The organism is Streptomyces sp. NPDC086077 (assembly GCF_040686175.1).
Lineage (GTDB): Bacteria > Actinomycetota > Actinomycetes > Streptomycetales > Streptomycetaceae > Streptomyces.
The window spans coordinates 1-13,031 of the sequence record NZ_JBFBJT010000013.1 but is presented as its reverse complement, the minus strand read 5'-3'; the positions used below and the strand labels follow the sequence as shown (position 1 = coordinate 13,031).

10 protein-coding genes are annotated in these 13,031 nt (G+C 72.1%); 7 read left to right on the top strand and 3 right to left on the bottom strand.

Going from position 1 to position 13,031, the window contains the following annotated elements; all coding sequences use genetic code 11:
• Nucleotides 1-11 precede the first annotated feature (11 nt).
• Nucleotides 12-260 carry a hypothetical protein gene (locus AB0O67_RS06160; RefSeq protein ID WP_365446802.1) on the bottom strand — a complete coding sequence of 83 codons (249 nt, stop codon included), beginning with the start codon at nucleotides 258-260 and terminating at the stop codon, nucleotides 12-14.
• 265 nt (nucleotides 261-525) lie between these two features.
• On the opposite strand from AB0O67_RS06160, the gene AB0O67_RS06155 reads away from it, so the two are divergent.
• The gene (locus tag AB0O67_RS06155) at nucleotides 526-2,151 is read left to right on the top strand and encodes a multicopper oxidase family protein (protein WP_365446692.1); all 1,626 of its coding nucleotides are present in this window, start codon (nucleotides 526-528) and stop codon (nucleotides 2,149-2,151) included.
• Nucleotides 2,152-2,790: 639 nt separating this feature from the next.
• On the opposite strand, the gene AB0O67_RS06150 is transcribed toward AB0O67_RS06155, so the two are convergent.
• The gene (locus tag AB0O67_RS06150; protein ID WP_365446800.1) at nucleotides 2,791-4,344 is read right to left on the bottom strand and encodes a glycosyl hydrolase family 28-related protein; all 1,554 of its coding nucleotides are present in this window, start codon (nucleotides 4,342-4,344) and stop codon (nucleotides 2,791-2,793) included.
• A gap of 662 nt (nucleotides 4,345-5,006) precedes the next feature.
• Nucleotides 5,007-8,213 carry a BTAD domain-containing putative transcriptional regulator gene (locus AB0O67_RS06145; RefSeq protein WP_365446690.1) on the bottom strand — a complete coding sequence of 1,069 codons (3,207 nt, stop codon included), beginning with the start codon at nucleotides 8,211-8,213 and terminating at the stop codon, nucleotides 5,007-5,009.
• 329 nt (nucleotides 8,214-8,542) lie between these two features.
• On the opposite strand from AB0O67_RS06145, the gene AB0O67_RS06140 reads away from it, so the two are divergent.
• The 6 genes from AB0O67_RS06140 to AB0O67_RS06115 all read left to right on the top strand — a co-directional run bounded on the left by AB0O67_RS06140 (nucleotide 8,543) and on the right by AB0O67_RS06115 (nucleotide 12,521).
• Complete coding sequence (locus tag AB0O67_RS06140) at nucleotides 8,543-8,728, top strand: hypothetical protein (protein WP_365446688.1); 186 nt, start codon at nucleotides 8,543-8,545, stop codon at nucleotides 8,726-8,728.
• Between the two features lie 160 nt (nucleotides 8,729-8,888).
• Entirely contained in the window at nucleotides 8,889-9,548 is a 660-nt protein-coding gene (locus tag AB0O67_RS06135; protein ID WP_365446686.1) for a M15 family metallopeptidase, read from the top strand.
• Between the two features lie 161 nt (nucleotides 9,549-9,709).
• On the top strand, nucleotides 9,710-10,261 hold the full coding sequence (locus AB0O67_RS06130) for an RNA polymerase sigma factor (RefSeq protein ID WP_365446798.1): 552 nt from the start codon (nucleotides 9,710-9,712) through the stop codon (nucleotides 10,259-10,261).
• A gap of 142 nt (nucleotides 10,262-10,403) precedes the next feature.
• A complete protein-coding gene (locus tag AB0O67_RS06125; RefSeq protein WP_365446684.1) occupies nucleotides 10,404-11,279 on the top strand; it encodes an NlpC/P60 family protein in 876 nt (291 codons plus the stop codon).
• Nucleotides 11,280-11,346: 67 nt separating this feature from the next.
• The gene (locus AB0O67_RS06120) at nucleotides 11,347-12,120 is read left to right on the top strand and encodes a M23 family metallopeptidase (RefSeq protein WP_365446682.1); all 774 of its coding nucleotides are present in this window, start codon (nucleotides 11,347-11,349) and stop codon (nucleotides 12,118-12,120) included.
• Nucleotides 12,114-12,521 (top strand): hypothetical protein, encoded by a 408-nt coding sequence (locus AB0O67_RS06115; RefSeq protein ID WP_365446680.1) that lies wholly within the window; start codon nucleotides 12,114-12,116, stop codon nucleotides 12,519-12,521. Before AB0O67_RS06120 ends, AB0O67_RS06115 begins: the two co-directional genes overlap by 7 nt.
• The last annotated feature ends 510 nt before the right edge of the window (nucleotides 12,522-13,031 follow it).

Below are 13,031 nucleotides of genomic sequence, written 5' to 3'. Positions count from 1 at the left end.
GTAGCCCCTGATCAGCCGCCGGTCTCCGGATCGTTCCGGACGAAGCCGAGACAAAGCCGAGGTCGATCGGGGTCGGCGGCGCGCCGGCTGCGCGGGACCGGATCCCGGCGCGGGCCGTGCGCGAGGTAGACGTGCTCGTTCCGGCGCACCGGGACGCCGGCCCGGGTGAAGTCGTGCTCCCACAGACACAGCAAGGTGCCGTCGATCCCGAGGTCGGCCCACCCGGTCTCCTCTCGCAGCTCGCGCTGCGCCGCCCGCAGCGGCGCCTCGCCGGGGTCGAGCCCGCCGCCGGGGTACCGGAACAGGAAGACCGACCCCCGCCGGGTCCAGTACCGCCACTCTCGCCGCCTGTCTGGGTATCCGCATCGCGCCCGCCTGCCGGCGCCCGGACCCGATGTCGATCACGTCCCCGCGTGGCACCGCATGCCTCCGACCGGCGCCGCTCCCCCGCGCCGTGCCCGTGATTCGTGAGACGCGCCGCTCCGGTTCTCACATATAAGCGCACAAAACAGGTCTTATACATTCATGCAGAAATTTACGCGGCGCACCTTGCTCGGTGCCTCGATCGTGGCCGCCGGATCGGGAACTCTGGCCGCCTGCTCCGGGTCCGGCGCACCATCCGAAGGCGGAGCCACCGGCCAAAGGGGCGCCAGGCACAGTGCCGGCAACTTCATCCCCAAGGGACCCAAGGGATACGTCAACCCGTCCGATCCCGAGGTCCTGGCCGCCGAGAAGAAGCGCGGGTCCGGGCCCGTCCGCAAGTTCAAACTCACCGCCACCGAGGCGTCCATCGACCTGGGCGGCCGGACCGTCCGGACGTGGGCGTACGGCGACTCGCTGCCCGGGAAGGAGATCCGGATCACGGCAGGCGACGTACTCGACCTCACGCTCGCCAACCATCTGCGCGAGGCGACGACGCTGCACTCGCACGGTATTCGGATGCGCTGCGACATGGACGGCGTACCGGGCCTGACGCAGCGTTCCATCAACCCCGGCGAGGACTTCACCTACCGCTTCACGGTGGGGCACCCCGGCACCTACTGGCTGCACTCGCACTCGGGCATGCAGCTCGACCGCGGTCTGTACGCACCGCTGATCGTCGAGGACCCCAAGGAGCCGCTGTCCTACGACAAGGAGTGGGTCATCGTCCTGGACGACTGGGTGGACGGCGTGTCCGGGTCCACCCCGGACCGCGTGCTCGGCCAGTTGCGGGGCGGCGAGGCCTCGCCGATGGACATGGGTGAGGGCGCTCACGGCCCGAACAGCGCCAAGTCCGGCGACCCGCACGAGTCGGCCTCAGCCAGGGCCGCCGGCCCCGACCGGGTCCTGCGCGATTCGTACAGCCGCGTCCTGGAGAGCATGGGAGGCAACGTCGACTACCCGCACTACTTGATCAACGGCCGCCTCCCGGGGGCTCCTTCGGTCTACCAGGCCCGCCCTGGGGACCGCATCCGGCTGCGCATCATCAACGCGGGAGGCGACACCGCCTTCCGGGTGGCGCTCGGCGGTCACGAGATGACGGTGACCCACACGGACGGCTACCCGGTCGAGCACACGAGGACGGAAGCGCTGCTGCTCGGCATGGCAGAGCGCTACGACGTGATGATCACCGCCGGCGACGGGGTGTTCCCGCTGGTCGCGATCGCCGAGGGCAAGGGCGCGAGGGCGATGGCGGTACTGCGCACCAGCAGCGGTTCGATCCCCCCGCCCACCGCGCACCCGGACGAGCTCGACGGCATGCTCGTGCCCGCCAGGCGCCTCGTGCCGCACGAGTCCGTCGCCCTCAGCGACGACGAGCCGGACCGCGAGATGCGCATCAAGCTGACCGGCGGGATGGAGAACTTCGACTGGGGCTTCGACCACGAGCCCTACTCCATCGAGAAGCGCATCCCGATCCGCGAAGGCGAACGTGTCCGCCTGAGCCTCATCAACGCCACCGACATGTGGCACCCGGTGCACCTGCACGGCCACACGTTCGCCCTCACCGGCATCGACGCGGTCGGGGCCCGCAAGGACACCGCCCATGTGCTGCCCCACCGGAAGCTCGTCATCGACTTCTACGCCGACAACCCCGGCCTGTGGATGCTGCACTGTCACAACCAGTACCACTCCGAATCCGGCATGATGACCATCCTCGGCTACCGGAAGTGACGGTCTCCCCTACGCGGGACATGAGCCCTCGGCAGCTCTCGACCTCGGGCCCCGGCCGCGTGCCGGGACCCGGCCGGGGCAGCCGCCCTCCGGCTCGCCCGCCCTGCGCGGCGTGCGGCACATCCCCGCCGCCCGCCTGATGAGCCATGTTGCTGACCGTCGAACCGAGATCGGCCCCCGCTCCCGACCCTGCACCGGCTGCGCGTGCACGACCTGCTGCTGCGCGACAGGGCTCGCGGTGAACGTGGCGGCGCTGGCCTACGGCATCTTCGCCATGTCAACATCGCCTGGCCCCGCAAACCGCAGGATCCGTGGTTCGAGAACTGGACCGTCCTGCTGTGCGGCGCGGTGGTGGTGGTGACCGGCCTGCTGTACATGTTCGCCACCCACCACTACGGCCGCGGCACCGCACCGGCCGGCCGCGCGGTGCCGGACGACCGGGACCGTCCGCGAACGGACCCCCAGGCGGGAAAGGACGCGGGCCGGCCGCCCGCCTCTGGGCGGGAGCGCGTCCGGCACTTCGCGCCAGCCCAGGTTCTTCCAGCCCCGGTGAACAGCGGCAGTCGGACCGTGCGCCACGGGACGGGACACATGCGTCGAGCGGGAACTTCCCGTACGTGCCGGGGAACGGGTAGTGCGTCAGTCGTCTCGCAGGTCGCGCTGCGCGGTGTGCAGGTTGCGCGGACGCACCACGTCCGTGGTGCCGTACAGCTCCAGGCGGGAGCGCAGATCGCCGGTGAAGTCGGGTACGTCGATCTGGTCGAACTCGGTGACCTGGTTGATGCCGACGGTCGCGGAGCGCGGCGCCAGGCCGTCGATCTTCATCAGCCCCGCGCGGCCGTTGGTGACGCGGATGTTCCAGTGGGTGAAACGCGCGCCGAAGAGCGGCCCGGCGCTCGCGTCGCCGCCGTGGCGGCCGTTGTTGTTGACGGTGATGTCGGTGCGGACGTTGGCGAAGGGCATCCCCCGATGGCTGTCGAAGGTGCCCATCGCCATGAGGCCGCGCGACCACACGTTGTACGAGGACAGGCCCTCGACGTTGATGCCGTGCAGTTGCGTGTTCGAGGGCGCCGGGGTGGTGCGCTCCTCGATGGTGAAGTCCTCGACGAGGTTGTCGTGCGAGCCTTCCCGGCAGTAATAGGGGTGATGGGTGCCGCGTCCGGCCACCCGCGTGCGGCGCAGTGTGCACGCCGACGCGGCGACCAGGCCGAATCCGTTGTCCACGTGCCGCACCGTCACGTCGTCGACCCAGCAGTCGTAGGCGCACTGCAGAACGACGCCGTTGTAGCCCTTGTCGAGCAGATGGGGAGCCTGCGGGGTCTGTACGGCCTCCAGGGTCAGGCCCTCGACGCCGGCTCCCGTGAGCGGGGTCGCGAGAGTGGTCAGCTGCGGCTGCCATTCGGGGCGCACGTCGAGCGGAAGGGGACGCTCCAGCGCGATGTCACGGCCGCGGACGCGCATGACGCGCACCGGCCACTCGTAGGGCACGTACGAGGTGAGTTTCGTCTTGTCGTCCCATAGGTACGTCTCCGGACCCGGCCCGCCCCCCGCCATGTGCTCCAGCAGGGTGTGCCCGGCGTCGTCGGAGAGGCGGAGCAGGACCAGGGCGCCGGGGCGGAGCCGCGAGGGGTCGGCGACCCGCACGGTCCAGGAGCCCTGCGGGGCGGGCTCGACCGGGGTGAGCGGGCTGAACTCGTCCCGCCGGTTGCCGGTCCAGCCCTCGAAGGGCCACCGCTTCTCCTGGATCGCCGTCACCAGCGAGGTCCACCGCGCCGCCGGGGCCATCCAGATGAGGCCGCCCGCCCAGGACCAGGAGGACTTGTCACCGCCGTACCGGGAGCCGTAGGCGCCGATCAGTTCGGTGAGATTCCGTGTCGCGTACAGGGTGGTACGGCCGCTGCCGGCGCCCCGCAGCACGACGCCGGAGTGGCCGACGCGGATCAGGCCGTCGATGCGGAAGGTGCCGGGCGGGATGGTGACCGTGCCACCGCCGGCCTCTCCGGCGGCGGCGATGGCACGGTTGATGGCGGGAGCGGAGTCGGCCGTGCCGTCCGCCACGGCTCCGTAGTCGCGCACGTCGGCCATGACCGGGCGGCGGGGCAGGCGCTCGGCTCCCCCGCGAAAGCCCGCGCGGCCGACATAGGGGATCTGCGGGTGGGTGTAGGGGTTCCGGGAGAACTCCCGCCAGAGCATGGGCACTTGTCCCGGCCGGGCAGGGGCGGCGGCAGCCGTGCCGCCGGCCGCCACGAGCGCGGCGCCGGCGATCAGGCCGCGTCTGGTGATCCCTCCGACGGGGTGCGCGTCGCTCCCCCGGCGCTCGTCTGGCGTCACGGCCGACTCCCTTCGCATCCTTGGACTCCTGTGCGATCCGGCATGAACCCCGCAGCTCCTCAACTCCGCATCACATGACCGTGCTTCAGGTATGTGAACAGACGGCACACGGGGCTCGAGCCGGGAAGCGTCCTCACTGGCGAGCTACAACGGTGGCCTTCACCTCGATCACGGTCAAGCCCGCGGACGAAAGAGCGACTCAGAACCTGAATTGTGTTCATAGTGATGAACACCGGTGCGATGTCGGACTAGACGCGGTCCGCGTCCTGCCCGTCGTGACGGACGTTCACGTTCGTCGCCCAGGGACCCGGCAGTGAGGGCCGTGGCCGTCGTCGCCCTGACGCGGCGTCCTGTACGGGTGCGTACCTGCCAGAGTGCCAGGTCGACGGGGGGCGAGGCGCATGGTGGGGTCCTCTCCCGGCGGTGCCCCGGGCGGCGGGTGCCGCGCCGTCCACCCGTGCGACGGGAGCCGAGCGCCTGCCCCATGACCACCGGGCAGAGTCGCTCGCGGGGCGCGGGCCACCTCAGCGTCCTGGACCGCCGCCGTCGGGTTCCAGGGGCTCCTGGGCCTCGCGGCTGCCGAGTTCGCGGAAGATGTGCTGCGCCTCCTCCTCGAGCTCGCGTCCCGCCGCCGCCGCGCCCTTGGCCAGTTCGGCGCGGGCGAGGTCCCGCAGGGTGCGGGCACGCCACAGCGGCAGAGCCAGCTTCTCCCAGAGACCGAGCGCCTGTCGCAGGGTCTCGATCGCGGTCTCCCAGTCCGAGGCGGCGAGGTGCCACTCGCCGATCGTGCGCAGGACGAGGGCCTCGCCGAACATGTCCTGGCGCTCACGGGTGATTTCCAGGCACCGGTCGAGACGTTCCCGAGCCTCGGTCATCCGGCCCTGCCGGAACTCGACCTTGGCCAGGGACTGACTCGCGTACATCACGCCGAAGGCGTCGTCCGTCTCCTCGAAGATGTCCAGGGACCGCCGCAGCAGTGCCTGCGCGCCGGGCAGGTCTCCCCGCGCCCGGTGGCACAGGCCCAGTGAGCGCAGCGCCAGTGCTTCGCCGTGGCGGTCCCAGGCGGTCACGTACAGCCGGTGCGACTGGGAGAGGGCCTCCCATGCCTCGTCGTGCCGGCCCTGGTCCCGGTGCACGCATCCGATGCCGTACAGCACATGGGCCATGGACGCGATGTCCTCCGGCTCCCGGTACTGTTCGAGCGCCGAGGTGAGCAGGGTCAGCGCCTCGGCGAAGCGGGCCTGTTCACGTCGGGCCGCGCCCATGCCGGCCAGCGCCTCCGCGCGGCCCCGGCGAACGGCCCGCTCCTCGAACAGGCGCAGTGCCGCGGCGAAGAACGCGTGGGCCTCGTCGAAGCGGTCCTGCTCCAGCCGGAGTTGGCCGAGCCCGTTCAGCAACCAGGCCTCGCCCTCGACGTCACCACCGCGGCGTACCGCCTCCAGGGCCACGTCGTGCGAGCGGGACCAGGCGTCGAACTGGTTGTAGAGCGCCGCGGAGGCGGCCATCAGGGCGGCGGCGAGTTCGCGGGCGGCGTCGGACATGCCGTGCTCCGCGCAGTGGGTGACCGCGGCGAGCAGGCAGCGCTGCTCGGCGGCGAACCACGCGGTCGGCTCGCCCGACAGATCCACCGGCTCCTCCGCGGTGGTGCCCGGAAGGAGCCGTGACGCGCCGCCGGGGCCGCGGGCCGCCGCGCCGCGTGCCAGGCCGAGCCAGCTGTCGACGAGTCTTCCCACCGCCGTCTCGCGCTCGTGCGGGTCCTCGTCGGCCAGACATCGCTCGCGGGCGTGCTCGCGCGCCAGGTCGTGGATGCGGTAACGGGTGCGGCCCGTCTCGTCGGTGCGGACGACCTCCACGAAGTGGCAGTCGACGAGGCGTTCGACCGCGTCCTCCGCCTCGTGCGCGGTCACGTCGAGGAGCGGCCCGGCGACCCAGGCGGCGAAGTCGGGCAGATCCATCAGGGCCAGACGGCGCAGGGCGCGCTGCTCCTGTGCGTCGAGGTCGGCGTAGCCGAGTCCGAGGCTCGCGCGGACCTCCAGGTCGCCCGCCTGGAGTTCGTCCAGGCGGCGGCGTTCGTCCTGGAGGCGTGCGGCGAGCCGGGCCGGTGTCCAGTGGGGGCGGGCGGCGAGACGGGCGCCCGCGACACGGAGGGCGAGCGGAAGCCGGCCGCACAGTGCGACGATCTCGGCGGCCTCGCCCGGCTCCAGGGTGGGGCGGGTCGGTCCTGCCACGCGGGCGAGCAGGTCCAGGGCCTCGGGTTCCGAGGGCACGCCCAGATCCAGATGCGTGGCGCCCTCCAGGGCGACCAGCCGGCGGCGGCCGGTGATCAGCACCGCCGAGCCGCCGCCCGGCGGCAGCAGGGGGCGCAGCAGGGCCTCACTGACCGCGTTGTCGAGGATGAGCAGGACCCGACGGCGCGCGATGTGCGTGCGGTACAGGCCGAGGAGGTCCTCCTCGTCGCGGGCGTCGGTGTCGGGATCCATCCCGAGGGCGCGCAGCAGCCGGGCGAGGGCGTCGGCGGTCCGTACGGGCTCGGAGTCCGAGGCGCGCAGGTCGACGAAGAGCTGCCCGTCGGGGAAGAGCGCGGCGGTTCGGTGGCCGACGTGGACCGCCAGGGCGGTCTTGCCGGTGCCGGACCGGCCTGAGATGACCCCGATGGGCGGTGCGGTGCGCAGCGGGTCGCGCACCTGCCCCAGGAGGGTGGTCGCCCAGGCGATCTGTTCGGTACGCCCTATGAAGTCGGCCACGTCAGGGGGGAGTTGGGAGGGTACGGGGCGGCGCGTGCCTTCGTGGGCCGGCCGGAGCCGGGGCGGTGGCGATGCGTCCGCGTCCGCAGCCGGGCGGGTCGCCGCCTCCTCCCTGGGTCCGGGGCCCTGTCCGGCGGGGCTCCGTCCGGCGTGGCCGTGTCCGGCGGGAGGGGTCGCCCGGCGGGCCGGGGGCCCCAGCACCGTGGTGTCCGCCTGGAGCAGGGCCCGGTGCAGTGCCCGCAGTTCCGGGCCGGGGTCGAGGCCCAGTTCGGTACGGAGCAGTCGGCGGCCCTCGTCGAAGCAGCGCAGCGCGTCGGCGACGCGGCCGGTGCGGAACAGCGCGGTCATCAACTGGCCGCGTGGGCGCTCCCTCAGGGGGTGGGCTGCGACGTGTGCGACGAGTTCGGCGACGAGATCCGTGCGGCGGTCCAGGTCCAGCTCGGCGGCGAAGCGGAACTCCTGTGCTTCCAGCCGGAGTTCTGCCAGGCGCATGGCTTCGACCCGGGCGAAGCTCTGGCCGAGCCCTTCCAGCGCTTCCTGTCCGCGCCACAGACGCACCGCCCTGTGCAGGATGTCGACGGCTTCCTCGGCCCGCCCGTCGAGGGCCGCGCTCCGGCCGGCGGTGAACGTGTCCTCGAAGCATCGGGCGTCCACGGCGGAGGGCGGGAACTCGGCGACGTAGCCCGGGGATCGGGTGCGGATCGCGTCACCGCCCTCCCGGCCGGCGAGGGCGCGGCGCAGGCCGGAGACGTGCGAGGCGACGAGCGCCCGGGCGGTGGCGGGCGGCTCCTCCTCCCATACGAGGTCGACCAGCCGTTCGGCGGACAGGACCTCACCGAGATGCACGACGAGAGCCGCGAGTATCGCTGTCGGTTTCGCACCGTTCAGCGAAATCAGCTGCCCCCCGCTCGACACATCGACCGGACCCAGAAGGCGAACGTCCACCGTGTCCCCCGAATTCACGTTCCCGCGAGTCAGGGACAACATACCGGCACCTGCAGACAGGCATGCCTCACACCGCACTGCCCTTCTTCTCTCGGCAGTGCGGGAGGACGGAAAGTGGCCGGAAATCACTGGGTGTCCGGTGAGAATTCCCCCCAATCCGTAGAAGAGGCTGTCCGACTTCCCACCTGGGGACGGCAGGAGGCGCCCCTCCGTATGAGCGGGTCCTGATCGCGGCCGCGCCGGCCCCGCAGGCTCCGCAGGCTCCGCAGGCCGCGGAGTCGACCAGGGTCTACGTCTGGGGGACGGACGTGAACACGCGCGCGTGCGCCGCGTTCTCGTGCCCGCCCTAAAGCGGTATCAAGGTCAGCCGGATGTATGTCACGGCGTACTGCCAGAACACGGGTGACACCGTCAAGGACGGTCCCTACGAGAACAATTACTGGGTTCAGGTGGACGCCGGCAGGCCCCGTGGCTGGATCAGCGCGGTGTACGTGCGTGGGGGCGGCAATTACAACCCCATTCCCGGAGTTTCCGAGAACGTCGAGGACTGCTTCTGACCAAGTCCGGGCGCGGGCGCGGCCACCAGGTCCATCCGGCGGGCGGTGCGGGGGGTGATGACGGGCCATTCGCAGCCACTTCGCCCCGGCAGACAGCGATGCAGACAGCTCTGCAGCGGATCTGCAGCGATCCTGCAGAGCGCACCGCCACGCTGTGAGCGTGACGGACATCATCCTGCTTTCGGACCACCGAGTGGCCGGGACCCAAGTCGCCGACAACGGCGAGCCCTTGGTCGACGTCCGGGAGGTCGACGCCTTGCGGGTCGACCCCCGGCAGGCCGACGCCGACGGCTCGTACGCGCATGTCAGGGCCGGCGTCCTGCGCCGGCTCCTGCTCGCCCAGGACGCGCTGCCCGCGGGCATCCACCTGCTGATGGTGGAGGGCTTCCGGCCGGCCGCGCTGCAACGCCGCTACTTCGACGAGTACGCGACCACCTTGCGCACCGCCCATCCGGACGCGCGACCGGACCGGATCCGGGAGCTGGCCAGCGCCTACATCTCGCCTCCGGAGGTCGCCCCGCACGTGAGCGGCGGCGCGGTGGACCTGACGCTGTGCACCGCGGACGGTGTGGAACTCCCCCTCGGTACCGAGGTCAACGCCACCCCCGAGGAGAGCGGGGGACGGTGCCGCACCGGCGCGGCCGGCATCGGCTCCGAGGCCCGGGCCAACCGGGCGGTGCTGAGCCGGGCGATGACGGCGGCGGGGTTCGTCAACTACCCGACGGAGTGGTGGCACTGGTCCCACGGAGACCGGTACTGGGCGCTGATGACCGCGGCGCCGACGGCCAAGTACGGGCCCGCCACGCCGCGCCGCCCGTAACGCCGCGCACCCGAAGGAACACACAGGTCCCACCGCAGTACGAGACAGACGGACCCCGGGGGAACACCATGGAAAGCACCTGCATCGCCCCGACGATGACGAGCAAGTCGTCCCTCGCCGTGGAGACCACGGACACGAGCACGACGACCGTCACGCACCACATGACCGCGGCCGAGTTCGACGAGGCCTTCACCGCCGTGATGCCGAGACTGCGGCGCCGGCTGCTGGTCCTGACCGGCAATCCGCACGACGCCGACGACCTGCTGCAGGAGACGTATCTGAGACTCTCCCGGCGGGCGCGCGCCCAGACCCTGGTGCGGCAGCAGCAGCCGTACGCCTACACCTGCGCGGCGGCGCTGAACCTGCTGCGCGACCAGTGGCGCCACCCCTCGCGCCAGGAGCGCTCCACCGACCGGCTGCCCGAGCCGAGCTGGGACGGCGGCTTCGCGAGCAGGGAGGCCGAGGCGGTGGCGACCGCGCTGCTGCGCGGGCTCTCCCCGAAGGAGGCGGCCGCCGTGATCCTGGTCGACATCGAGGGCCTGACCCACGACATGGCAGGCGAACGCCTCGGCGCCCACCGCGGCACCGTGCAGCGCAACCGGATGCGCGGACTCGCCAAGATCCGCGCCGCACTCGACGCATACGAACCGGCCTCCGCGCCCGTCTCCTCCACGAAGGCCGACGGGCCCGCGCGGCCCACGCCCACGGTGTGACCGGCGACGGCCCGAGGCAGACGACCGACTGCCGGGCTCCGCCGACCCGCCGTACGCCCCGCACGCCCAGGACTCGTCCGTGGACCACACGCCCGTACCCGACCCATCCGCACAGCGCTCGAACCACATCAGGGGGACCCGCATGCGCCGCACGAACCGCACACTGGCGGTGGCAGGAGGACTGCTGCTCGCCACCACGTTGAGCTGTACCGGGACCGCGCTGGCCGCCGCGGCACCGGCTCCGTCGAAAACCGTGGCCGCCGCCGACTGCCGCGCCCTGGCGAGCGCGTCCGCCCAGGCGCAGGCGATCGTCGACGCCGCGTGCTCGCAGATCGGCGTGCCGTACTCGTGGGGCGGCGGCTCCATCCACGGGCCGACGTACGGTCAGGACTACCCCGGCGGCGGCCCCGGCGCCCACGACAGCCAGGTGAAGGGCTTCGACTGCTCGCACCTGGTGCAGTACGCGGCCTGGCAGGGAGCCGGGATCGCCCTGCCCGAAGGGTCCTGGAACCAGGCCCGGTGGAGCGGCGCCACCGCCCGGTTCGGCCGCGACGAGGGCCTCGGCCCGTTGCAGCCGGGCGACCTGCTGCTGTGGGCGTCGAACCCGGGCAACCTGGGCAGCGTCCATCACATCGCCATCTACCTGGGCGGCGGCAAGATGGTCGAGGCCCGCGAGTCGGGAACGCTCGTGATGGTCAGCGACGTGCGACTGAACGCCCAGTACGCGGGCGCCCTGCGGATCGCGGGCGGCGAGCAGCCGCCGGCCGGCACGAAGCGCTTCATGACCTGGGGCACCGGCGTCGGCCTGCGCCCGGAGCCCGGCACCGCGAAGCCTCCCGTGACCCGGCTGCCCGGCCCGACTGCGGTGGACGTGCAGTGCCAGACGCACGGCGAGATGGTCCACGCCGAGGGCTACAGCAACGACGCCTGGTCGTACCTGCCGAAGTACCGGGCCTGGATCTCGAACATCTACATCGACGACCCCGCGGCCTGGCTGCCCGGAGTGCCGACCTGCTGAGCCACGGGCGCCGCCCGTACCGGTGAACCGACCCAACCACCCTTTCCCGCACGGAGGAGAACCCGTCATGCGCGCATTCAAGCGCTCCCAGTCCCTCGGCATGCTCGTCGCCACGGTCGCCGCGGCCGGGCTGGTCCCGCTCACGGCCGGCGCGGCCGACGCCGCCCCGCCCGCCAAGCCCGCCGACTACGCCGGCTCCTGCCCGACCGCCGGGACCATCACCCAGGGCTGGCACTCCGGCCACGACGGCGTCGACATCGCCAACAACCGCGGTACGCCGATCTACTCGGCCGGCCCCGGTACCGTCATCGTCTCCGGCACCGCCAGCGGCTACGGCCAGTGGATCCGCATCCGGCACGACGACGGCACGGTCACCGAGTACGGCCACATGTACGAGCGTCTCGTCTCCGTGAACCAGCGGGTGAGCAGCGGCCAACTGATCGCGCGCATGGGCTCCGAGGGCCAGTCCACCGGCCCGCACCTGCACTTCGAGGCGCACAGCTCCACGTCCAGCACCCGCGGCATGGACCCGGTGCCGTACCTGGCGGCACGTGGGGTGAGCCTGCCGTGCACGCCGGGCAGCGGCACGCCCGGCACCAACTTCACCACCTGGGGCACCAGCGTCCGGGTGCGGGCCGACGCCCGGCTGAACGCGGCGGTCGTGCGCACGCTGACCGGGCCGACGCCGGTGTTCGTGGAATGCCAGAAGCACGGTGACGTGGTCAACGCCGAGGGCTACAGCAACGACGCCTGGTCCTACATCCCGGGGCTCGGCGGCTACGTCAGCAACATCTACATCGACCACCCCGCCGCCTGGCTGCCGGGGGTGCGTGAATGCTGACCGGCCTGCGCGCCGGTGGGAAGGGTGTCGCGGCGGTCGTCCTGGCCGCCGCGGCGCTTCTCACCCCGGGCCTCACCACATCCGCGCAGGCCGCCGACTCGGCGCCCTGCACCCCCGACCCCGACTACCCGGGCACGTACCGGTGCCCCATCTGGGGCTCGAACGTCAATCTGCGCTCCGCGCCCAACCAGCAGGCGCCGGTCATCGCGACGTCGCCCGACGGCGGGTGGCTGAGGGTGCTGTGCCAGGTCAAGGGCGGTCGCGCGGACTACGGCGGCTACTGGCACACCTGGTGGGTCAAGACCCCCGCGGTCGGCATGGCGCCGTCTGCCTACATGAGCGAGATCTTCCTCGTCGGGGGCGGCGACGACGAGCGCGACTCGGGTCTGCCGAACTGCTGAGTCTCTCCGATCCGCGCGACCTCGCCAGCCGCGGAACCTTTTTGGCCCGCTGAGCACAGCGAGATGCCCCTGGGACCAGGTTCGCGGTCCCAGGGGCATCGGCGTGCGGTTCAGCACTCGTTCACGAGCGGGGATGGGTCCTTGCCGACGTCGACGTTGCCGCCTCAGGCCCAGAGCAGCGGGACGTTCTGCGTGCCGGGCGCCGAGCGGGCGTTGCTGTTCGTCTGCAGCGAGACGTAGAAGCCGGCGACGGCGGCCTGCGGCCCGTACCCGGGTGACGGGTGGGGGCGCCCCGTCGTATGAGAGCGGCGCCGGCCCGGGGCTCCTCGGCCCGGTCCTCGTACGGCGTGGTACGGGGCTCCTCCGCCCCGCCCTCATACGGCGCGGCACGCATCGCCGTCCTGCCGGTGGTGCGAGCGACGCACCACCACCCGATCCGAGGATGGCCATGAAGACTCTGAACAGTGAACGTGGCGGGCGCTTCGCCCGGTCCGCCCGTCGTCGTGTGGT